Genomic DNA, 22,416 nt, shown 5'->3' with positions numbered 1-22,416 from the left:
ACTCGATTGAGACAGCAATCACGCAGCGCCCGATACATCCTTTGGCAAACGCTGATCAATCACCTGATACAGCGCACTGCTCTGCGGCCAGTTACGCATGAACCTTGCGCGATCCCGGGCATAGGCCGGAGCGAAGCTGCCCGCCGAGCCGTGCTGGCACATCGAGTCCAGATCGATCAGTGCCCAGCGATCCTGGTGCCAGAACAGGTTATGGCCCTTGAAGTCGCCATGACTGATTCGCTCTGCAATCAAGCGTGCAAACAGTTGATCGAGCGCCTGCAACTCGGCTTCCGGCGCTTCGCCGCTTTCAACATACGGCGCAAATCGCTCGATGATATCCGGCCCGGCCAGGTACTCGGTGACCAGATACGCCTTGCTGCGCAGCCAGAAAAACCGGGTTTCCAGCACCGCCAGCGGTTTGGGGGTAGCGATGCCGAGGAACGCCAGGCGATTGCCTTCGCGCCAGGAGTGCCACGCCCGGCTCGGGCGCCAGAAGCGTTTGAGCCAATGGGCAACATTCTTGATGTTGTAGCGTTTGATCACCAGTGGACGCCCGGCCACTTCGACCCTGCCGACGCTCGCTGCGCCGCCGGTCTTGTACAGATGACCCTGATCGAGCAAGGCATCGGCCTGTTCCAGCACCGGCAGCATCGCGGGCTCTTCCTCGCGACGGATCGAGCGCAGACCGAACGCCCCGCGTCGCACGCTGAACAGCGTGCATTCACGACCGACCTTGATCAGAAAATCCTTCAAACGCCAGGCCCGCACCTTGTCGATCTGCTTCTGCAGGGCTTCCAGAGGCAGGGCGTGCTCGCTGTTGCTCAGCAGGTAATACACCAGCAGCTCTTCGGTGAACGGCTCCAGGGATTTGGGCAACTGGGCGAAAAAAACACCCAGATTCTCCAGCACTTTCTGCCGGGACAATGACTGACCGGCGGTTTCCGCACGGATACCGGCGCCATCGATCAGATACAACTGACCGTCGTGGCGCAGCAGGTTGTCCAGGTGCAGGTCTTCCTGCCACAGGCCTTTGCCGTGCAGCTGGCCAATGGCACCGAGCGCTTCGGCCAGCACTGCCGACTGTTCGTCCGCCAAGACCTGCAAGGATTCAACCTTGCCCCATGCATCGCCCAGGCTTTCGGCGCCTTCGAGGAATTCGAACAGTAACCAGCCACCCTCGCCGTCCTTCAGGCCATCGGCCAGCAGTAACGGCGTGGTCATGCCCTGGGCGGCGAGCAGTTTCACGCCCTCCAGCTCACGCTGAAAATGTCGTGCAGCCTTGCTGCCGACCAGCAACTTGGCCAGCACCGGGCGACCGCGCCACACGCCGGCGCCGACATAACGCTGCCCCGGCAATACCCGCAACAGGCTGAGCAATTGCAGATCAGCGGTACCCGCGGCATCCGCCAGGGAAACCGTCAACGGCAGGCTCGGCGTACGTCCGGCGTTTTTCAGGTCGGACAGTTGCATCAGCGGGTCTCCTTGCGACTGCGCCGCGCGGTCAGCCGCGAGACCCAGCTATCGACCAGCGAACTGTCGACCGACTGATCGAGATACGCGGCCAGCAACTCGCGCAACTGAGCCTCGCTCCATTCCGGCGCACGACGCAACAGCGGCTCCAGGTCCTTGACCCGATCGCGCTGACCGAACAGCAAGGGCCGGGTCTTTTCCAGATCGATCAGTTGCGCCCGATAACCAGCGCCTTCGGCACGCAGGAAAATATGCTTCGGATAAAAGCAGCCGTGCACCTGGCGCACGCCGTGCAGATGCCGCGCCAGTTGACCGCAGGCCTTGAGAATCGCCGACTGCTGCGCGACCTCGAGGCTCGACCAGCGCTGCAACAGCGAATCCAGATCATCCCAACCGTCGAGAGCCCGGGTCAGCAGGATCGCGCGCACCTCGCCATTGACCTTGCGCTGACCGAAAAACGCCGCCTGCAATGCGGGAATGCCGAGGGAGCGATAGCGACTGATGTTGCGAAACTCCCGGGCAAAGGTCGGCTCGCCGAACGGTGCATGCAACGTGCGAGTCAGGTAATTGCTCTGGCGCTTGAGGTAATAGCCGCGACCTTCGAGCTCAAGGCGGAACACGCTGCTCCAGCCGCCGCCGTCGGTGTTCGGCTCATCCACTGCGTCGAGCTGCTTGGCCCACAGCGCATCGAACGTGCCGAGACCGTGACGCTCCAGCAGCGGGCGGTCCTCAGCGGCGAGAAAATCAGTCATTCGCGTCCCTCGAAAAATCTCACCACGTGACGAATCCGTTTTTTGTCGGCGGCATTGAGCCGGTCACGCTGACGGTATTGCAGGTAGAAGCGCAGGCGCTGGGTATTCGACAGGTGATATTTGGCCACTTTGTCGAGACAGGCCAGATCCTTGGTGATCCGGTACTTGAGCCAGAAACCGCGCCAGAAATCGCCGTTCGGGCAGTCGATGAGAAACAGCTGTGCCTGATCGTCGATCAGCAGGTTGCGCCACTTCAGATCGTTATGGGTGAAACGATGATCGTGCATCGTACGGGTGTAGACCGCCAGTTGCCGGCTGATGCCGTCGACCCAGCCGTGATTCTTCAGCTTGGGGTCATTGCGCTCGGCCAGCGCCGAGAGGTCCTCGGTACGCGGCAGCTCACGGGTGATCATCGCCCCGCGATCGTAGGCCATGCCTTTGCGCTCCAGGCCCCAGGCCACCACTTCGGCGGTGGGAATGCCCCATTTGGCGAAGCGCTTGAGGTTCTGCCACTCCATTTTCACCCGCGGCTTGCCGAGGTAACGGCGCAACCCCTTGCCAGCGCCGGAATAGCGCTTGACGTAGTAATTGACGCCGTTGCGTTGCACGCGGATGACTTCGGACAGCGGATCGCGGGTCAGGCGCTCGCCCTTAAGCGCGAATACCGCTTCAAGACTGCCAAAATCCGCTGCGAGATCGCTGTACCCGGGTTCAAGATTCCAACCCGCCATCAGAGCGCATCCCCGTATCGCTGCTTGCGCGCGTAGAGCTTGTTGGCCTTGCCTTCGAGCCAGCTCAGCAACGACGCTTCTTCAGCCAGGATCTGGCGCAGCGGTTGCTGGAAGTAGCCTTTAAGAAAGCGCAGCTTGTCGCGGCGGGTCAGACCGATGTCCAGCGCGGAAAAATACAGCGCCGCCAGATCCTTGTTGCGCCAGCGCCGGGTAATCGCCGGGCGGGTCTGGGCGCGGTGCAGATCGATGACCGAGAGCTTGAAATCTTCCGCAGTCACCGGTTTATCGGTGTGCAGCAGAAAGTGGCAGATATAGCAGTCACGGTGATTGACCCCCGCGCGATGCATCATGCCGGTCATGCGCGCAACCTCGGCGATCAGCGCACGCTTGAGCTTCGGCTGCGGCGGCTGCCTGACCCAGTCGATGCTGAAGTCTTCGAGACTGATGGTCGGCGCCAGTTCTTCGGTAACGATGAACGAATGCTGCTCTGCCGGGTTGCCGCCCTTCTCGCCGTATGCAACGGCGGTCATGGTCGGTACGCCGACTTCCTGCAATCGCTGGATGGCTTTCCATTCCTGGCCCGCACCGAGTACCGGCAGTTTGGCGGTCAGCAGGTTCTTGAAGATTTCACCCCAGCCGATGCCACGGTGGATCTTGACGAAAAACCCGTTGCCGTCGACTTCCGTGCGCAGCGTCCGCCGAGCTTCCAGCTCGCGGTAGACCTCGCCCTTGAGCGCCTCGACTTCGGCGAACGGGTCGCGTCCGGTCCAGAGGCTCTTGAACGGTTCAGCCAGCATCAACTTCATTTATGCGTGCTCCGCCAGAATCACATCGGCCGCGTGCTGCGGCATGCTGTAGAGGTCGGCCGTCTCGGCAAAGGCCAGACCGTTACGGCTCCAGGCCGCCCGTGCAGCGTCGTCGTTCAACATGTCGGTCAGGTATTGCGTCAACTGCGCCTGATCGAACGGCTCGTCCAGCACGCGCCCGGCATCGGCCTCGGCAATGTAATGGGCGTAACCGCAAACCGCGCTGACCAGCACCGGCAATCCGGCGACCAGCGCTTCGAGCAGCACCGTACCGGTGTTTTCGTTGTAGGCCGGGTGGATCAACAGATCGGCACCGAGCAAGAAGCGCGGGATATCGCTGCGTCCCTTGAGGAACGTCACGTTGTCGCCCAGACCCAATGTTGCACTCTGCATCTGGAACAATTTGGGGTCATCCTGGCCGATTACAAACAGCCGGGTGCGCTTCTTCAGTTCGGCGGGCAATGCGGCCAGGGCTTTCAGGCTGCGATCGACACCCTTGGTCTTGAAGCCGGAGCCGATCTGCACCAGCAGCAGCTCGTCGTCCCCGAGGTTGAATTCGGCGCGGAAACCGGCGCGGATCTCGTCGGCATCCTTCGGGCGGCGACGATCCTGAGCGATGCCTGGCGGCAGCAGGTGGAAACGCTCCAACGGCGTGTCGTAATGCTTGATGAACAGCGGCTGCTGCACTTCGGAAATCATCAGCACTTCGGTCTTCGCGTCTTTGGCGAACACCGCGCGCTCGTACTCGGCGAAATGGCGGTAGCGGCCCCAACGGCGGTACAGCGAATGGCGCAGGTTCTGCGCCTTGTCTTCGAAGCAGCCGTCGGCCGCGTAGTAGACGTCCAGCCCCGGCATCTTGTTGAAGCCGATCAGGCGATCCACCGGGCGCTTGGCCAGATCCGCTTCCATCCACGCGCTGAGCTTTTCGTTGCGGCGGTGATTGAAGAACGCCTTGACCGGCGCCACCAGCACTTCGAAGCCGGGCGGCACGTCACCTTCCCAGATCAGGGTGTAGACGCGTATCTGATGACCACGCTTCTGACATTCGAGGGCGATGCGCATGAAATCGCGCTGCAAACCGCCGAACGGGAAATATTTGTAAAGGACAAATGCCAGTTGCATCAACGCAGCTCCTCAGCCATCAACAACGTGCTCAGTCGGCTGGCGACACGCTCGGGATTCAGACGCGTGAAGCACAAAGGCCACTCGCGTTTCAGGTCAAACTGACGGGCATCCTGCGCGGTCGGTTGATACGTACATTTCTTTTGCAGGCAAGGCGCGCACGGGAAATCGCTGGCGAGGTGAATCTGCAGCTTGCCGTAGGCGCCGGTCAGGCCCGGATTGGTCGGGCCGAACAGGGAAATCGTCGGCACATCCAGTGCTGCGGCGAGATGACCGAGACCAGTGTCCACCGCGACGCAGGCCTGGGCGCCGGCCAGCACCTTGCCGACCCCGGCCAGGTTCAGCTTCGGCAAGACTTCGGCATGTTTGAAACCGGCGGCGATGCGCTCGGCCCGGGCCTTCTCCTGTGGGTTGCCCCACGGCAGCCTGATTCCCACGCCGAGGTAACCGACCCGCTCGGTCAGCTCACGCCAGTAGCTTTCCGGCCAGTGCTTGGTGTCCCAGGTGGTGCCATGCAGGAACACCACATAGGCAGTCTTGCGCGGCAGTTCGACCAGACGCTCGACATTGAGGCCGTAATCACCCAGGCCTTTGGGCAAGTCGTAACCCAAAGCGATAGCGAACAACTGACGCACACGCTCAACAGCATGCTGCCCACGGGCCACCGCCAGCTTGCGGTCATAGAATCGAGCAGCGATCGGCTCCCGGGCCGAGCCCTTGTCGAGACCCGCCACCGGGGCCTTGACGTAACGGGTCAGCCAGGCGCTTTTCAGCAGGCCCTGAGCATCGATCACCAGGTCATATTTGCTGGCACGAACGGTTTGCTTGAAGCGTTTCCACTCGCCGCTCTTGAAGGTTTGCCAGAGGTTCTTGCGCCAGCGGCGGATCGCCACCGGAATCACCTTGCCCACGGCCGGGTGCCAGGTCGGGATTTCGGCGAAACCCTCTTCCACCACCCAGTCGAACTGGATGCCGGGAATCGCCCGGGCCGCGTCGGTCAGCGCCGGCAACGCATGAATCACGTCGCCCAGCGATGAGGTCTTGATCAGCAATACCCGCAACTTATTGAACCTCGACCACGGAGCCCTGCAACCGCTGCAAGGCATCGTTGACCGCGTCCGGCATCAGCTGGCGCAGGCAGTTGTAATGGCCGAAACGGCAGGTCCGATCGAAACACGGGCTGCAATCGAGGCCCAGACGGACGATTTCCACGTGTTCGGCCAGCGGCGGAGTGAAGCCCGGCGAGGTCGAACCGTAGACCGCCACCAACGGGCGATTCAGCGCAGCGGCCACGTGCATCAGGCCGGAATCGTTGGAGACCACGGAGTCCGCGCAGGACATCAGGTCGATGGCTTCGGCCAGTGAAGTGCCGCCACTGAGATTCACGGACTCTTCGCGCAACCCCGGAATCAGTCGCGCACGGATGTCTTCGCCGACCGCGTGATCGTTCTTCGAGCCGAACAGCCAGACCTGCCAGCCTTCGCGAATGCGCGCTTCGGCAACTTTGGCGTAATGCTCGGACGGCCAGCGTTTGGCTTCACCGAATTCGGCGCCGGGGCACAGCACCAGCACCGGACGATCGAGGGTCAGACCGAACTTGGCCAGAGCGGCCTCGCGGGTCACCGGATCGATCTGCAGGCTCGGGCGCGGATAGGGTTTCGGCAGCTCGGCGTTCGGCTCGTAGGCCAGCGCCATGAAACGCTCGATCATCAGCGGATAACGTTCTTTATCCAGCGTGCGCACGTCGTTGAGCAGGCCGTAGCGGAACTCGCCGCGCCAGCCGGTGCGTTTCGGGATGCCGGCAAAGAATGGCACCAGCGCCGACTTCAGCGAGTTCGGCAGCAGGATCGCCTGGTCGTACTGGCCGGCCAGGGATTTGCCGATCCGCCGACGGGTCGCCAGCTCCAGCGCGCCGTGGCCGAGCGGGAAGCTCAAGGCCTTGCGCACTTGCGGCATGCGCTCGAGGATCGGCCGGCTCCACTCGGGGGCCAGCACGTCGATTTCGCACTGCGGGTGGCGCTGCTTGAGACACTGAAACAGTGTCTGCGCCATCACCATGTCACCGACCCAACTGGGCCCAACGATCAGAATATTCATGTGGTTTCCATAAACGAACCGGGGAGGCCTTACGCCTCCCCGTCTCGAGAATCAGCTTAGCCCCAGCTCTCGCCAGATCCGCATCACCTGCCGCCGTTCGTCCGCGAACTGGTCGCCCGGTATCACCCCGGCCTCCTTCTGCAAGGCCTGCCGGTGGGCGGCGGAACGGTAGGCCTTGTAGGCCTCGCGCAACAGGCCGGCGTCTTCGACGGGCATCAACCCTTCGTGTTCCAGCTCTTCCAGAATGCGGATATTGTCCGTCCAGCGCAGCAGCGGCGGATGGCTTTGCGACCACGCCAGGGCCGCGTATTGCACCATAAATTCAATATCGACGATACCTCCGGCGTCCTGCTTGAGGTCGAACGGCGCCGACGCCTCGAAGGCATTCGCCCCGGTGCCGGCGGCCGTGCTCTTGCTACCGAGGTTGTCGCGCATCTTGGCGCGCATCTCGCTCACTTCCTGTTGCAACTTCGCCGGATCCCGCGTCTTGCCCAGCACCTGGGCCCGCACTTTCTCGAACGCCTGGCCGACATCCTGACTGCCCACCAGTACCCGCGCCCGCACCAATGCCTGATGCTCCCACGTCCAGGCTTCATTTTCCTGATAGCGGGCAAACGCCCCGAGGGAGCTGACCAACAGCCCGGACGCCCCGGACGGCCGCAGGCGCATGTCCACTTCATAGAGCTGGCCGGAGTTGGTCTGCGCTGTCAGCAAGTGAATGATCCGCTGGCCGAGCCGGGTAAAGAACTGCGCGCCATCAATCGGTTTTGCCCCGTCGGTTTCCGCCTGCGGATCGCCGTCGTGGATGAACACCAGATCCAGGTCCGAACCATGCCCCAACTCGATCCCGCCGACTTTCCCATAACCGACAATGATGAAGCCGGGATCGCACAACGTGCCATCGGTGCGCAGCGGCGTGCCGTACTTGGCCACGGTCTGGCGCCAGGCCAGGGCCAGCACTTGCTCCAGAATCGCTTCGGCCAGCCAGGTCAGGTAATCGCTGACTTTCATCAACGGCAGGCTGCCGGCGATTTCCGAGGCGGCGACGCGCAAGCGGTGCGCCAGTTTGAAATGACGCAGGGCTTCCATCTGTTGCTCGAGGTCGTCTTCCGGGATCCGGGTCAGACGCTCGCGCAGCTCGGCCGCCAGTTCCGGTGCCAGCGGCGGCTTGAACAGGCGACCTTCGTTGAGCAGCTCGTCGAGCAGCAGCGGGAAACGGGTGATCTGCTCGGCAATCCACGGACTGGCGGCGCACAGGGTCAGCAAGCGACGCAACGCACCGGGGTTTTCCGTCAGCAACACCAGGTAAGCCGAACGCCGGGCCACCGCTTCGACCAGCGGCAGTACCCGTTCAAGCACCAGATCCGGATTGTCGTGCTCCACAGCCTGAGCGAGCAGGCGCGGAATAAAGGCGTCGAGGCGTTCACGCCCCAGACGCTGCATCGCCCGCAGTTGCGGACTGCTGCGCAGACCGGCCAACGCCTTCAAGGCCTTGGTGGCATCGGCAAAACCGCCCTCTTCCAGCTGGCGACAGGCGGCTTCTTCGTCCTGCGCCTCTTCCCACAGCGGCAGCCATTCCCCGCCGACCACCACCTCGCAATCGGTGCCCTCTTCTTCATCGGGGTCAGCGATCACTTGCGCAAAGTGCCAGGCCACCCGGCCACGCCAGAACATCAGCTTTTCATGGAAGGCGTCCCAGTCGGCGAAACCGAGCATGAAGGCGATGCGCGCCTGATCCTGTGCCGTGTCCGGCAGCATTTGGGTCTGGCGGTCGGCAATCGCCTGGATCGCGTGTTCGGTGTAACGCAGGAATTCGTAACCTTCACGCAACTCGCTGACCACCGCCGGCGGCAGATAACCCTGCCCTTCCAGCGTGCCCAGCACCTTTAATAGAGGCCGCTGCTGCAGGCTCAGATCGCGACCGCCGTGGATCAACTGAAAGGCCTGAGCGATGAATTCGACCTCGCGGATGCCGCCGGAGCCCAGTTTGATGTTGTCGGCCATGCCCTTGCGCCGCACTTCCTGCTGGATCAGTTGCTTCATGGTGCGCAGCGCTTCGATCGCCGAGAAGTCCAGATAACGCCGGTAAACGAACGGCCGCAGCATGTCCAGCAACTGCGCACCCGCCACCTGATCGCCGGCGACCACCCGCGCCTTGATCATCGCGTAGCGTTCCCAGTCACGGCCCTGATCCTGGTAATACTGCTCCAGCGCATTGAAGCTCAGCACCAGCGCACCGGACGAACCGTACGGACGCAGGCGCATGTCGACGCGAAACACGAAGCCATCGACGGTGATCGGGTCGAGGGCCTTGATCAGGCGCTGACCGAGGCGGATGAAGAATTCCTGGTTATCCAGCGGGCGCTTCACACCAACGGTTTCGCCGCCCTCGGGGTAGGCGAAGATCAGGTCGATGTCCGACGACAGGTTGAGCTCCACCGCGCCAAGCTTGCCCATGCCGAGAATGACCATCTGCTGCGGCAGGCCGCTGCGCCGACCGGTCGGCACGCCGAACTGCTGACAATGGCGGCTGTACAGCCATTGATAAGCCTGGTCGATACTGGCGTCGGCCATATCGGAAAGATCGCGGCAGGTCTGCACCAGATCGGCCTGACGAGTCAGGTCGCGCCAGATGATCCGCACCTGATGCCGGGCGCGCTGACGACGCAGGATGCGGCCCAGTTCGTCCTCCGTTTGTGCCGTGTTCACCGCAGCGGCAATCTGCGCGCACAACTCGCCGGGAGCGAACGGCCGGTCGAGTTCGCCGGACTGCACCAGCGACAGCAACATCAAAGGGTCACGAACACTCTGTTCAATCACGAAATCGCTGGCGGCGGTGACGCGGTCGAATTGCGCCCGGCGTTCCGGAGTCCAGGTGGAGAAGCCGAGATCGTCTTCAAGTCCGGCGATGGCCGTACGGAACGACTGCTCCGATCGACTGACCAATGGCAGGAGAATGGCGGGCAGTTCGGCAAGCGCGGGCAGGGTCATGGTCTATCCTTGATCGGCGTATAAATGGCCGCTTGTAGTGATGAATGAAAAACCGCTACGCGAAGGACTGTCGAACAAAAGTGAGAAATAGCTGAAATTTCTTTTTCTTTGGCAGCCAACATCAAACTTTCACCTTTTTCGGATGGCAAAAGACCAACCTTAACGATTATTCTCACAACGCAGCCGGAGGCCACAAGCCTTTCATCTGTAGTTTTACTACTCGTCTATACATTCGAAAGGCTGAAATGCCAGATGATTTGTAGTAAAACTACACGCCGCCGGAACAACCTGTCGGCAATCCAAGAATTTTAAATCGTCTGCCCACAAGGCCAGTCGCAAACTCAGGCAACCGATTCTGGAAGCCTTTCCGCCCTGGAGCAAGCCATGCAAGACCTCGATCCCGTCGAAACCCAGGAATGGCTGGACGCCCTGGAATCGGTTCTCGACAAAGAAGGCGAAGACCGTGCTCACTATCTGATGACCCGTATGGGCGAACTCGCGACCCGCAGCGGTTCGCAACTGCCTTACGCCATCACCACGCCTTACCGCAACACGATCCCCGTTACCCACGAAGCACGCATGCCTGGCGACCTGTTCATGGAACGCCGCATTCGCTCGCTGGTGCGCTGGAACGCGTTGGCCATGGTCATGCGTACGAACCTGAAAGATTCTGACCTGGGCGGTCACATCTCCAGCTTCGCTTCCAGTGCCACCCTGTATGACATCGGCTTCAACTACTTCTTCCAGGCCCCGACCGACCAGCACGGCGGCGACCTGATCTACTTCCAGGGTCACGCATCGCCAGGCGTCTACGCCCGTGCGTTCATGGAAGGCCGCATTTCCGAAGATCAGATGAACAACTTCCGCCAGGAAGTGGACGGTAACGGCCTGTCGTCGTACCCGCACCCTTGGCTGATGCCTGATTTCTGGCAGTTCCCGACCGTGTCCATGGGTCTGGGCCCGATCCAGGCGATCTACCAGGCACGTTTCATGAAATACCTGGAAGCCCGTGGCTTCATCGAGCCAGGCAAGCAGAAAGTCTGGTGCTTCATGGGCGACGGCGAGTGCGACGAGCCGGAATCCCTGGGCGCCATCTCCCTGGCCGGCCGCGAGAAGCTGGACAACCTGATCTTCGTCATCAACTGCAACCTGCAGCGCCTCGACGGCCCGGTTCGCGGCAACGGCAAGATCATCCAGGAACTGGAAGGCGTGTTCCGCGGTGCACAGTGGAACGTGAACAAAGTGGTATGGGGCCGTTTCTGGGACCCGCTGCTGGCCAAGGACACCGACGGTATCCTGCAACGCCGCATGGACGAAGTCGTCGACGGCGAGTACCAGAACTACAAGGCCAAAGACGGCGCGTTCGTACGCGAACACTTCTTCAACACGCCTGAACTCAAGGCGATGGTTGCCGACCTGTCCGACGACGAAATCTGGAAACTCAACCGCGGTGGCCACGACCCGTACAAGGTCTATGCAGCCTACCACCAGGCGGTCAACCACAAAGAGCAACCGACCGTCATCCTGGCCAAGACCATCAAGGGTTATGGCACCGGTGCCGGCGAAGCGAAGAACACCGCGCACAACACCAAGAAAGTCGATGTCGACAGCCTGAAGTCGTTCCGCGACCGTTTCGACATCCCGGTCAAGGACGAAGACCTGGAAAACCTGCCGTTCTTCAAGCCTGAAGAAGGCAGCGCCGAAGCCCGTTACCTGGCCGAGCGCCGTGCCGCGCTGGGTGGTTTCGTGCCACAGCGTCGCGCCCAGAGCTTCAGCGTGCCGACCCCGCCACTGGATACCCTCAAAGCGATCCTGGACGGCTCGGGCGACCGCGAAATCTCCACCACCATGGCCTTCGTGCGCATCCTGGCGCAACTGGTCAAGGACAAGGAAATCGGCCCGCGCATCGTTCCGATCATCCCGGACGAAGCCCGTACCTTCGGTATGGAAGGCATGTTCCGTCAGTTGGGCATCTACTCCTCCGTCGGCCAGCTCTACGAGCCAGTCGATAAAGACCAGGTGATGTTCTACCGCGAAGACAAGAAGGGCCAGATCCTCGAAGAAGGCATCAACGAAGCGGGCGCCATGAGCTCCTTCATTGCAGCCGGTACTTCGTACTCCAGCCACAACCAGCCGATGCTGCCGTTCTACATCTTCTACTCGATGTTCGGCTTCCAGCGTATCGGCGACCTGGCCTGGGCGGCCGGCGACAGCCGTACCCGCGGCTTCCTGATCGGCGGTACTGCCGGGCGCACCACCCTGAACGGTGAAGGCCTGCAGCACGAAGACGGTCACAGCCACATGCTGGCTGCCACCATCCCGAACTGCCGCACCTACGATCCGACCTACGGCTACGAGCTGGCGGTGATCATCCAGGACGGCATGAAGAAGATGACCGAAGAGCAACAGGACGTCTTCTACTACATCACCGTGATGAACGAGTCCTACCAGCAGCCAGCCATGCCGGCCGGTGCCGAAGAAGGCATCAAGAAAGGCATGTACCTGCTCGAAGAAGACACCCGCGACGCGGCGCACCACGTTCAGCTGATGGGCTCCGGCACCATCCTGCGTGAAGTCCGTGAAGCGGCGAAGATCCTGCGTGAAGAGTTCAACATCGGCGCCGATGTGTGGAGCGTCACCAGCTTCAACGAACTGCGTCGCGACGGCCTGGCCGTAGAGCGCAGCAACCGTCTGAAGCCAGGCCAGAAGCCTAAGAGCAGCTACGTCGAAGAGTGCCTGAGCGGCCGCAAGGGTCCGGTCATCGCCTCGACCGACTACATGAAACTGTTCGCCGAGCAGATCCGTCAGTGGGTTCCGTCCAAGGAATTCAAGGTCCTGGGCACCGACGGTTTCGGCCGCAGCGACAGCCGCAAGAAACTGCGTCATTTCTTCGAAGTCGACCGTCATTTCGTGGTGTTGGCAGCCCTGGAAGCACTGGCTGACCGTGGCGATATCGAACCTAAAGTCGTGGCCGAGGCCATTACCAGGTTCGGCATCGACCCGGAAAAACGCAACCCACTGGACTGCTGAGGAGAAACTCTGTGAGCGAACTCATTCGCGTACCTGACATCGGCAGCGGTGAAGGTGAAGTAATCGAACTGTTTGTGAAGGTCGGCGACCGTATCGAAGCCGACCAGAGCATCCTGACCCTGGAATCGGACAAGGCCAGCATGGAAGTGCCGGCCCCGAAGGCCGGCGTCATCAAAAGCCTGAAAGTGAAGCTGGGCGATCGCCTGAAAGAAGGCGACGAACTGCTGGAGCTGGAAGTCGAGGGCGCCGCGCAAGCGGCCCCTGCTCCGGCTGCTGCGCCTGCCGCCAAGGCTGAGGCTGCACCGGCTGCCGCTCCTGCTGCTGCCGCGCCAGCCGCTGCCCCTGCTGCCGCTTCGGTCCAGCAAGTGCACGTGCCGGACATCGGCTCGTCGGGCAAGGCCCAGATCATCGAGATCCAGGTCAAGGTCGGCGACAAGGTCGAGGCTGACCAGTCGCTGATCACCCTGGAATCCGACAAGGCGAGCATGGAAATTCCGTCGCCCGCCGCTGGCGTGGTCAAGGCCATCAGCGTCAAGTTGAACGACGAAGTCGGCACCGGCGACCTGATCCTGGATCTGGAAGTGGCGGGTGCGGCAGCCCCCGCGGCTGCCGCTCCAGCCCAGGCTGCTGCTCCAGCCGCTGCCGCAGCGCCGACACCGGCTGCCGCACCTGCTGCTCCGGTTGCCGACAGCGTTCAGGACATCCACGTTCCGGACATCGGTTCGGCCGGCAAGGCCAAGATCATCGAAGTGCTGGTCAAGGCCGGCGACAGCGTCGAAGCCGACCAGTCGCTGATCACCCTGGAATCCGACAAGGCGAGCATGGAAATCCCTTCGCCTGCCGCTGGCGTGGTGGAAAGCGTTTCCATCAAGCTGGACGACGAAGTCGGTACCGGCGACCTGATCCTCAAGCTGAAAGTCAAAGGCGCCGCCCCGGCTGCTGCTCCAGCTGCCGCTGCTCCGAGCGCTCCTGCGCCAGCCGCAGCTGCTCCGGCGGCCGCTGCACCTGCTGCAGCTCCGGTTGCTGCTCCAGCCGCTGCTCCAGCCAAGCCGGGCGCGAAGGTTCACGCCGGTCCTGCCGTGCGTCAACTGGCTCGCGAGTTCGGCGTCGAGCTGAGCGCTGTCGGCGCCAGCGGTCCGCACGGTCGCATCCTGAAGGAAGACGTGCAGGCTTACGTCAAAGCCATGATGCAGAAGGCCAAGGAAGCTCCGGCCGCCGCTGCAGGCGCAACCGGTGGCGCGGGCATCCCGCCGATTCCGGTCGTCGACTTCAGCCGCTTTGGCGAAATCGAAGAAGTGCCGATGACCCGCCTGATGCAGGTCGGCGCCGCCAACCTGCACCGCAGCTGGCTGAACGTGCCGCACGTGACGCAATTCGACTCGGCGGATATCACCGAGCTGGAAGCGTTCCGCAATGCACAGAAAGCGGTGGCCGAGAAAGCCGGCGTCAAGCTGACCATCCTGCCGCTGCTGCTCAAGTCCTGCGCCCACCTGCTCAAGGAACTGCCGGACTTCAACAGTTCGCTGGCACCAAGCGGCAAGGCGATCATCCGCAAGAAATACGTGAACATCGGCTTCGCCGTCGACACCCCGGACGGCCTGCTGGTACCGGTCATCAAGAACGTCGACCAGAAGAGCCTGCTGCAACTGGCCGCCGAGGCCGCTTCCCTGGCTGAAAAAGCCCGGACCAAGAAGCTCTCGTCGGACGAGATGCAAGGCGCCTGCTTCACCATTTCCAGCCTCGGCCACATTGGCGGCACCGGCTTCACGCCGATCGTCAATGCGCCGGAAGTGGCGATCCTGGGTGTTTCCAAGGCAACCATCCAGCCGGTCTGGGACGGCAAAGCCTTCCAGCCGAAACTGATGCTGCCACTGTCGCTGTCCTACGATCACCGAGTGATCAACGGCGCCGCCGCTGCACGCTTCACCAAGCGTCTGGGCGACCTGCTGGCGGACATCCGCACCATCCTGCTGTAAAGCGCTCGGCCCTCCGGCAACGGAGGGCCGACCGCGTTCCACCTTTTCGAGCGCCACACGCTCGTACCTCAACCCCGTCACCTGGCGGGGCTTTTTTTTGCCTGAAATCACCATCGACCACACTTTTCCCACAACTTGTGCTGACTTCAGCTACAAGCCAAATCCACCTCCATTCGATATTTTTTATAACCATCCAACTAACCTTGGATCACCAAAATCTGCCATCCAGTATTTAATCACCCACTTGCAATCAATATTTATTCGAATGGAATCGAACATGCTGAAGCCGACCGTCGGCCCCATTATCGGGCACACCACAACTAACCAGGCACGCATATTCTTGCGGGGTGAGTTCCAGGAAAATGCCGCCGTATTTGCCGGCATCCGTTATCGAGTCACCGACTCAAAACAATGGGAGAAGGGTCGATTCATCCGGCTTGATGCGAAACGGGACATGTCCGGCGTATTGATTCTGGACAACTTGAGCGCCGACACCGATTACGAATACCAGACCGGATGGTTCAGCCCGATGAACCCGGCCCACACGCTCGAAAGCGTGGCGGAGTTGCCGCTGCAATGGCCCCGGGAGACGTACCGCCTGCGTACCCGCAGCGAGCGGCCACTGACACCTCGCGCTTACATCCTCGGCTCCTGCCGCTATCTTCGCCTGACCGCGGGCATCCCTGTGCTGCCCCAGCTCGGTGACCGGATCTTTGCTTCGATCAGCCAATTGATCGAAGGCGCACAACCTCCGGTGAGCGCGATCATGATGAGCGGTGACCAGATTTACGCCGACGACTTGAACGTGATTGCACCCGATCGTGAATATAAAGAGTTCATTGCAAAGTATCGTGCGGCCTTTTCCCAACCCAACATCCGGCGACTGATGTCCGGCACTTCGACTTATATGATTCTCGACGATCATGAAATTGAAGATAACTGGCCGGCGCATGCCGACACATCAAATGAAGCATTGTTTCGCAATGCAATGACCGCTTATGAAACTTATCAAGCCAGTCATGGCCCGGCCTGTTCGCTGACAACTAACGGGCAAGTGGATCACGCTTCGCTGAAGCACTACTGGTATCCATTCAGCGATGGCGATATCGAATGGTTTGTCACCGACAGTAGAACCCGTCGCAACTTGTCGGACGATAACCGCCAGATGATCGATGACGAGCAGGAACAAGCCTTGTGCAAGTGGTTGATCGAGAGCAACGCACGGGTCAGGTTCGTGGTCACCAGCGTCATGCTCTACCCTGACCGCAAGATCAACAGCGAAGACGCCTGGGGAGGCTTTCCCGAGCAACGCTTGCGTCTGCTGGAATTCATCCGCCGGCACCGGATCCGCAATGTCATGTTCATCAGCGGTGACGTGCATGGCTCACTGACGGCCCGCCTGTCCCACAGCCAGGACCCTGATTTCGAAGTGCACACCATCGTTTCTTCACCGCTGCACAACAGCAAACTGCTGCCCTATGCCACGACCTCGACATTCATTCTCGATCAACCGTTGGCGCGCACTGACACGGGAGAGTATCGACAGGAGCTGACCAGTCAGGTGATCAGTCAGGATAATTTTGCCCACATGGTGGTCGAGCCAGAGCACATCCAGGTCAATTACCATGACCGGGATGGCAAACACCTGCAAACGGTCAACATTCCCCTTCGCTGAATGAAACGGCATCACAGTCAAAATCGACCGAAGGCTCTGGAACGGCACTTTCCGGGCAGCTCTCGATTACTTTCCGTCACTCGCTGGAGAAATGCCCGCCGCAGCCGACATATTCTTATAGCACTTGGCCTTCATGTCTCTTGTCAGTCGGTGCCGCAATGATGCAACCTTGCCGCAGGCAATAGTAAAGAGGGCGAGAGCCCGGCGCGTTCAGCAAATTTCCAAGCGAGTTCCCTTCATGAAGAGCCAACCCGATGCCGCCAGCCGTATGGCGGCCGAGGTAGTGACGCAGTTGCCTGTGCCCTCGCGGCTCGGCATGCTGCGTTTCGAGCGCCTGAATGAAGCCAGTTGGGCGATGCTGTTTCTCGATCCCAACTGCGAACGCCAGTTCGGCCAGCCCGCCGTCGAACTCTGCGCCCTGGTCGGCTCGCCCTATGCCAGCCTGATGGAGCCCGAAGCACGCTATCAGCTGCACGACGCGATCCAGCAGCAACTCGGCCAAAGCCCGCATTATCTGGTGCGCTACACCCTGCATACCGCCGCCGGCGCCTTGAGCATTCTCGAACTCGGCGAGGCCTACAAACAGCACAACCGTCACTTGTTGCGCGGTTACCTGCTGGCGGTCGACGACGTATTTGACGAGGCGCCCGCACTGCCGTCCGTCGACCTGGAAACCCAGAATTCACGCCTGCAGATCGCCCTTGAGCTCAATCAGCGCGCCCAGCAGGAACAGCTGCAGCATCTGGAGCGGGTCCGCGCCCAGCAGGACCTGATCCTGTTGCTGGCCCGCCAGCGCTACAGCAGCCAGAACTCCCTGCAGGAAGCCGCCGAACTGATCACCCGCTGCGCCTGCGATATCTACGAAATCGACTGCGCCAGCCTGTGGAACCTCGAAGGCCAGAAGCTGGTGCCGATCTCGGCGTATCACCGCGCCACCCAGGAATACATCCTGCCGGACGCCATCGACGTCAGCGGTTTTCCCGATTACATGGAAGCGCTGCACGGCAGTCGTGCCATCGACGCGCACAACGCGATGCGCGATCCGCGCACCCGAGAGATGGCCGAAGCCCTGCGTCCCCGTGACGTCAATGCCATGCTCGACGCCAGCATCCGCGTCGACGGTCAGGTGGTCGGCGTGCTGTGCCTGGAGCAGACCGGCGTCACCCGCGCCTGGCAGTCCGACGAAATCGCCTTTGCCGGTGAACTGGCCGACCAGTTCGCGCAGGTCATCAACAATCACAACCGGCGCACCGCCACCAGTGCACTGCACCTGTTCCAGCGGGCGGTGGAGCAAAGCGCCAACGCCTTTTTGCTGGTCAATTGCGACGGCGTGGTCGAGTACGTCAACCCGAGCTTCACCGCCATCACCCAGTACACGACCGAGGAAGTCCACGGCCAGCGCCTGTCGGAACTGCCGGCGCTGGAAAACCTCAGCGAACTGCTGTTCGACGCGCCCTCTTCGCTGGCCAAGAGCAACAGCTGGCAGGGCGAATTCAAGAGCCGCCGCAAGAACCTCGAACCCTACTGGGGACAGTTGTCGATCTCCAAGGTCTATGGCGACAACCGTGAGCTGACGCATTACATCGGCATCTACGAAGACATCACCCAGACCAAACTGGCACAACAGCGCATCGAGCGTCTGGCCTACACCGACAACCTCACCAACCTCGGTAACCGGCCTGCATTTATCCGCAATCTGGACGAACGCTTCGCCCGAGACAGCGATACCCCGATCAGCCTGCTGCTGGTGGACATCGACAACTTCAAACGCATCAACGACAGCCTCGGCCACCAGACCGGCGACAAACTGTTGATCAGCCTGGCCCGGCGCCTGCGCAACAGCCTGAGCCCGAGCGGCAGCCTGGCGCGGTTCGCCAGTAACGAATTCGCCGTGTTGCTGGACAACACCGACCTGGAAGCCGGCCAACAGATCGCCAGCCAACTGCTGATGACACTCGACAAACCGATGTTCGTCGACAACCAGTTGATCAGCGTCACCGGCTCCGTGGGCCTGGCCTGCGCGCCGTTGCATGGCCGTGACCCGCAGACCCTGATGCGCAACGCCGGCCTCGCCCTGCACAAGGCCAAGGCCAACGGCAAACATCAGGTGCAGGTGTTCACCGAAGCGCTGAATGCCGAGGCCAGTTACAAACTGTTCGTCGAAAACAACCTGCGCCGCGCCCTGACCCAGAACGAGCTGGACGTGTTCTACCAGCCCAAACTGTGCCTGCGCAGCGGTCGGCTGCTGGGCATGGAAGCGCTGCTGCGCTGGAACCACCCGGAACGCGGCATGATCCGCCCGGACCAGTTCATCAGCGTCGCCGAGGAAACCGGCCTGATCATTCCGATCGGCAAGTGGATCGCCCGACAGGCCTGCCGCATGAGCAAGGCGCTGACCGCCGCCGGCATGGGCAATCTGCAAGTGGCGATCAACCTGTCGCCCAAGCAGTTCTCCGACCCGGACCTGGTGGCCTCCATTGCCAACATCCTCAAGGAAGAAGCGCTGCCGGCCAATCTGCTGGAACTGGAGCTGACCGAAGGTCTGCTGCTGGAAGCCACCGAAGACACCCATTTGCAGCTCGACCAGCTCAAGCGTCTGGGCCTGACCCTGGCCATGGACGATTTCGGCACCGGTTACTCGTCGCTCAGTTACCTGAAGAAATTCCCGATCGACATCATCAAGATCGATCGCAGCTTCATCCACGAAATCCCGGACAACCAGGACGACATGGAAATCACCTCCGCCGTGATCGCCATGGCCCACAACCTGAAACTCAAGGTCGTGGCCGAAGGCATCGAGACCGCCGAGCAACTGGCGTTCCTGCGCCGGCATCGCTGCGACGTCGGCCAGGGCTACCTGTTCGACCGGCCGATTCCGGGCAGCGAGCTGATCCAGGCGCTCAAGCGCTACCCACGCGGCCCGCTCTGCCTGTAACCCACTGGCACTATCCGCACACTTTGCCTGGTGATTAACTTGGCATCATTGGGCACACTGGTGGTCTGCTTATTTACATCCCATCCTGACTGAGAGGAACGATCATGGTTCTGCGCTCGGAAATTCTGGTGAACAAAAACGTGCTACCGACAAAAGATCAAGCTCTGCCCGGCCGCGAAACCCCGATGGCCTTGCCGGAAACCCACTTTGTTTTTACCGATACGCCGCTGCTCGGCCCGTTCTTTGACGACGTCGACTTCGCGATCTTCGGCCTGGGCTGCTTCTGGGGGGCGGAACGTCGCTTCTGGCAGCGCGAAGGCGTGGTCAGCACCGTGGTCGGCTACGCCGGCGGCTACACGCCGAACCCGACCTACGAAGAAGTCTGCTCGGGCCTGACCGGCCACGCCGAAGTGGTGCTGGTGGTGTTTGACAAGGCCAGGGTCAGCTACGAAGAGTTGCTGGCGATGTTCTGGGAATTGCACAACCCGACGCAGGGCATGCGTCAGGGCAATGACATCGGAACCCAGTACCGCTCGGTGATCTACGCCACCACGCCGGAGCAACTGGATGCGGCGCGCAAGAGCAAGGCCGTGTATCAGGCGGAGCTGTCGAAAGCCGGTCTGGGTGAAATCAGCACCGAGATCGAACAGGCCCCGACCGTTTACTTCGCCGAGGCCTATCACCAGCAGTATCTGGCGAAAAATCCGGAAGGCTACTGCGGGATTGGCGGCACCGGCGTTTGCATGCCACCGAGCCTGGCGGGTAACTGAGCCCGCCCTGATCGCTCCCGCGCTACGTGCGGGAGCGCTTGACGGTTGATCAGCTCTCGGCGATCAACCAGTCCATCTGCCACCCACCCTGGGTCTGTCCAAGCTTCTTGGACAACCACGGCAGCAGCTCACGCAATTCTTCCTCCAGCCCCCACGGCGGATTGGCAATTGCCAGGCCAGAGCCGTTCAGGCTGTTCGGCGTGTCCAGCGGATGCACCAACAGCTCGACCCGCAGCAACTTCGGCGCACCGGTGCCGGCCAGATCCTGATAGAAGCGCCGCAGTGCGCGCTGATCCTTCACCGGATACCAGATCGCCGCCACCGTCTGGCGCATCCGACCGATTGCCTCTTTCAACGATGCGGCGCAACGCTGCATCTCGTCGAGCTTCTCGAACGGCGGGTCGATCAGCATCACCGCACGTTTCTCGGCCACCGGCAGCAACGCCCGCGCCACATGCCAGCCTTCCCCCAGATGCACCGCCACACGACGATCACCCTTCATGTTGTCCTTGAGCAGCACGCCGTCTTCCGGGTGCTTCTCGTTGAGCAACACCCGATCCTGGGAACGGGTCAGACGCCGCGCCAGCTCCGGCGAGCCCGGGTAATAGCGCAACTGGCCATCCGGGTTCATCTCGTGCAGCACTTTCATGTAGTCGGCGGTCAGCGCCGGCAGATCCGGCTGGTCCCACAAGCGCGCAATGCCTTCCAGATACTCGCCGGTACGGTTGGCCTGATCGCCCTGCAGGTCATACAGACCGATGCCGGCGTGGCTGTCGAGATAGGCAAACGGCTGCTCCTTGCGCGACATCAGGGCGATGAGGCGGGTCAAGGTCAGGTGTTTGAACACATCGGCGTGATTGCCGGCATGGAAGGCGTGACGATAATTCATGGCTGCTCCTGCGAGGGCCGTGAAGTTTACCTTTTACCGGGCGGCAAGTCAGGGGTTGGGGGCTGAGTGGGTAATAACCTTCCAGAAGCCTCTGATAAATCGGGATCAATTATTGGGATCGCCCAACCAATTCAGAGCGGAATCAGCCTGGTTCCGACCAATGGTCTCTCTTCAAACGGAATCACGGCCTCTACCTGTCAACTTTGACAGTAGTCAAGCTGAAAATTGAGTGTTCCATTAGCGAGGTAAATTGCTTACCCAATTTACGCTCCGAATCATATGGAAAAGGAATATTGAAATGGCAAAAGCTATTACAACCACAACAACTACGGGCGTAGTTACCAATCTCAGAGTGGAAAACAAAGGAGGCCCCGGCCCCCTCAATATCGCGACTGTCACTCTTGATAGTGGCGAATGCATGTCGATCTCATCTTTCAGTAGCTTATATGTGAGTCAGGGGGACAAAGTCAGGTGCGTAATCAGTGATGGACCTGCGGGCAAAATGCTCGCAAGCATTCAAACAATATCGTGAAGCAGTTCACCATCCCGCCATGACCGTACTCGGTTAGAAAACAATTCGAATCGAGTACGCTCATCTCCAGTAAAAAGCCATATCAGCGACGAGTTTAAGTACGTAGTCTCCGTCGAATCACATCCAACACCTCACAGCCGTCGCGCAATGGAATAACGCAGAGCTGGGCGAAGTCGCTGAGGATGACTGAGTCGCACTCGACCGAGCCGCGCATGCACATGTTTTCCAGGACCTGGATCACGGCGCGGATACGGTAGTTGGCAGCGTCCATCAGCACATCGAGCGGGGCGTGGGTGTCGATGAACAGGGTGGGCATGTCGTTGCAGTTGCTGGTCAGCGCCATGAGGCGGTTGTTGGGGTGAGGGATGAAGGGTTCATAGGGTGGATCTGGATGAAGTTTGCTCATTCTTTAACCTCTGGTAGTGAAGTGAGCTTCCACCGTTCCCCTCCTACGGATTGGGTGGCAGCCATGCGCGGGGTAGGAGGACTGAGACCAGAGCACTCAGCCACGCCGAAGCGTGCCCGCGCATAACCGCCGCAAAGGATCTTACGGTCGAGCGAAGACTGCCGCAAATCGGGCAACGACGCTTATGCACTGCTCTGAAATCAGGGCTCCTACGCCCTGTCTCCATACTTGCGG

At 61.1% G+C, this 22,416-nt stretch carries 15 protein-coding genes; 5 read left to right on the top strand and 10 right to left on the bottom strand.

The features are described 5' to 3' along the window. Positions 1–18: 18 nt before the first annotated feature. The 8 genes from NWV16_RS03285 to glnE are packed head-to-tail and all read right to left on the bottom strand — an operon-like array spanning position 19 to position 9,969. Positions 19–1,470: a lipopolysaccharide kinase InaA family protein gene (locus tag NWV16_RS03285; protein ID WP_260521953.1), complete on the bottom strand. Its 1,452-nt coding sequence runs from the start codon at positions 1,468–1,470 to the stop codon at positions 19–21. Then, complete coding sequence (locus NWV16_RS03280) at positions 1,470–2,222, bottom strand: lipopolysaccharide kinase InaA family protein (RefSeq protein WP_260521952.1); 753 nt, start codon at positions 2,220–2,222, stop codon at positions 1,470–1,472. Before NWV16_RS03280 ends, NWV16_RS03285 begins: the two co-directional genes overlap by 1 nt. Next, positions 2,219–2,953, bottom strand: coding sequence for a lipopolysaccharide kinase InaA family protein (locus tag NWV16_RS03275; RefSeq protein WP_065258724.1), 735 nt, complete (start codon positions 2,951–2,953; stop codon positions 2,219–2,221). Before NWV16_RS03275 ends, NWV16_RS03280 begins: the two co-directional genes overlap by 4 nt. Continuing rightward, complete coding sequence (gene rfaP / locus NWV16_RS03270; RefSeq protein WP_260521951.1) at positions 2,953–3,759, bottom strand: lipopolysaccharide core heptose(I) kinase RfaP; 807 nt, start codon at positions 3,757–3,759, stop codon at positions 2,953–2,955. The genes NWV16_RS03275 and rfaP overlap by 1 nt, the downstream gene beginning before the upstream one ends. Continuing rightward, on the bottom strand, positions 3,760–4,881 hold the full coding sequence (locus tag NWV16_RS03265; RefSeq protein WP_260521950.1) for a glycosyltransferase family 4 protein: 1,122 nt from the start codon (positions 4,879–4,881) through the stop codon (positions 3,760–3,762). Next, complete coding sequence (gene waaC, locus NWV16_RS03260; protein WP_260521949.1) at positions 4,881–5,942, bottom strand: lipopolysaccharide heptosyltransferase I; 1,062 nt, start codon at positions 5,940–5,942, stop codon at positions 4,881–4,883. The genes NWV16_RS03265 and waaC overlap by 1 nt, the downstream gene beginning before the upstream one ends. A gap of 1 nt (position 5,943) precedes the next feature. After that, positions 5,944–6,978, bottom strand: coding sequence for a lipopolysaccharide heptosyltransferase II (gene waaF / locus NWV16_RS03255; protein WP_065258720.1), 1,035 nt, complete (start codon positions 6,976–6,978; stop codon positions 5,944–5,946). 51 nt (positions 6,979–7,029) lie between these two features. Further along, entirely contained in the window at positions 7,030–9,969 is a 2,940-nt protein-coding gene (gene glnE / locus NWV16_RS03250; protein ID WP_260521948.1) for a bifunctional [glutamate--ammonia ligase]-adenylyl-L-tyrosine phosphorylase/[glutamate--ammonia-ligase] adenylyltransferase, read from the bottom strand. A gap of 384 nt (positions 9,970–10,353) precedes the next feature. Here glnE and aceE point away from each other — a divergent pair, with 384 nt between their 5' ends. The 5 genes from aceE (at position 10,354) to msrA (ending at position 20,355) form a co-directional block, all read left to right on the top strand. Beyond that, positions 10,354–12,999 (top strand): pyruvate dehydrogenase (acetyl-transferring), homodimeric type, encoded by a 2,646-nt coding sequence (gene aceE / locus NWV16_RS03245; RefSeq protein ID WP_260521947.1) that lies wholly within the window; start codon positions 10,354–10,356, stop codon positions 12,997–12,999. Positions 13,000–13,010: 11 nt separating this feature from the next. Continuing rightward, on the top strand, positions 13,011–14,975 hold the full coding sequence (gene aceF, locus NWV16_RS03240; protein ID WP_260521946.1) for a dihydrolipoyllysine-residue acetyltransferase: 1,965 nt from the start codon (positions 13,011–13,013) through the stop codon (positions 14,973–14,975). A 277-nt stretch (positions 14,976–15,252) separates the two neighbouring features. Continuing rightward, on the top strand, positions 15,253–16,650 hold the full coding sequence (locus tag NWV16_RS03235; protein ID WP_260523475.1) for an alkaline phosphatase D family protein: 1,398 nt from the start codon (positions 15,253–15,255) through the stop codon (positions 16,648–16,650). 238 nt (positions 16,651–16,888) lie between these two features. Then, positions 16,889–19,585 (top strand): GGDEF and EAL domain-containing protein, encoded by a 2,697-nt coding sequence (locus NWV16_RS03230; protein WP_065258715.1) that lies wholly within the window; start codon positions 16,889–16,891, stop codon positions 19,583–19,585. Positions 19,586–19,689: 104 nt separating this feature from the next. Next, the gene (gene msrA, locus NWV16_RS03225; RefSeq protein WP_260521945.1) at positions 19,690–20,355 is read left to right on the top strand and encodes a peptide-methionine (S)-S-oxide reductase MsrA; all 666 of its coding nucleotides are present in this window, start codon (positions 19,690–19,692) and stop codon (positions 20,353–20,355) included. 49 nt (positions 20,356–20,404) lie between these two features. Here msrA and NWV16_RS03220 read toward each other — a convergent pair whose 3' ends face one another. Continuing rightward, complete coding sequence (locus tag NWV16_RS03220; RefSeq protein WP_065258322.1) at positions 20,405–21,244, bottom strand: 23S rRNA (adenine(2030)-N(6))-methyltransferase RlmJ; 840 nt, start codon at positions 21,242–21,244, stop codon at positions 20,405–20,407. Positions 21,245–21,870: 626 nt separating this feature from the next. Further along, on the bottom strand, positions 21,871–22,182 hold the full coding sequence (locus NWV16_RS03215; protein WP_260521944.1) for a hypothetical protein: 312 nt from the start codon (positions 22,180–22,182) through the stop codon (positions 21,871–21,873). Positions 22,183–22,416 lie beyond the last annotated feature (234 nt).

This window comes from Pseudomonas sp. BW7P1 (assembly GCF_024981055.1).
GTDB lineage: Bacteria > Pseudomonadota > Gammaproteobacteria > Pseudomonadales > Pseudomonadaceae > Aquipseudomonas > Aquipseudomonas bananamidigenes.
Note: the sequence above shows the minus strand (reverse complement) of the source record. Positions and strands in the feature narration are given on the sequence as shown.

What these genes read in the sequence shown, in the direction of transcription:
- NWV16_RS03285 (WP_260521953.1), bottom strand. Translation starts at nt 1,470, where the DNA reads ATGCAACTGTCCGACCTGAAAAACGCCGGACGTACGCCGAGCCTGCCG.
- NWV16_RS03280 (WP_260521952.1), bottom strand. Translation starts at nt 2,222, where the DNA reads ATGACTGATTTTCTCGCCGCTGAGGACCGCCCGCTGCTGGAGCGTCAC.
- NWV16_RS03275 (WP_065258724.1), bottom strand. Translation starts at nt 2,953, where the DNA reads ATGGCGGGTTGGAATCTTGAACCCGGGTACAGCGATCTCGCAGCGGAT.
- rfaP (WP_260521951.1), bottom strand. Translation starts at nt 3,759, where the DNA reads ATGAAGTTGATGCTGGCTGAACCGTTCAAGAGCCTCTGGACCGGACGC.
- NWV16_RS03265 (WP_260521950.1), bottom strand. Translation starts at nt 4,881, where the DNA reads ATGCAACTGGCATTTGTCCTTTACAAATATTTCCCGTTCGGCGGTTTG.
- waaF (WP_065258720.1), bottom strand. Translation starts at nt 6,978, where the DNA reads ATGAATATTCTGATCGTTGGGCCCAGTTGGGTCGGTGACATGGTGATG.
- glnE (WP_260521948.1), bottom strand. Translation starts at nt 9,969, where the DNA reads ATGACCCTGCCCGCGCTTGCCGAACTGCCCGCCATTCTCCTGCCATTG.
- aceE (WP_260521947.1), top strand. Translation starts at nt 10,354, where the DNA reads ATGCAAGACCTCGATCCCGTCGAAACCCAGGAATGGCTGGACGCCCTG.
- NWV16_RS03235 (WP_260523475.1), top strand. Translation starts at nt 15,253, where the DNA reads ATGCTGAAGCCGACCGTCGGCCCCATTATCGGGCACACCACAACTAAC.
- NWV16_RS03230 (WP_065258715.1), top strand. Translation starts at nt 16,889, where the DNA reads ATGAAGAGCCAACCCGATGCCGCCAGCCGTATGGCGGCCGAGGTAGTG.
- msrA (WP_260521945.1), top strand. Translation starts at nt 19,690, where the DNA reads ATGGTTCTGCGCTCGGAAATTCTGGTGAACAAAAACGTGCTACCGACA.
- NWV16_RS03220 (WP_065258322.1), bottom strand. Translation starts at nt 21,244, where the DNA reads ATGAATTATCGTCACGCCTTCCATGCCGGCAATCACGCCGATGTGTTC.
- NWV16_RS03215 (WP_260521944.1), bottom strand. Translation starts at nt 22,182, where the DNA reads ATGAGCAAACTTCATCCAGATCCACCCTATGAACCCTTCATCCCTCAC.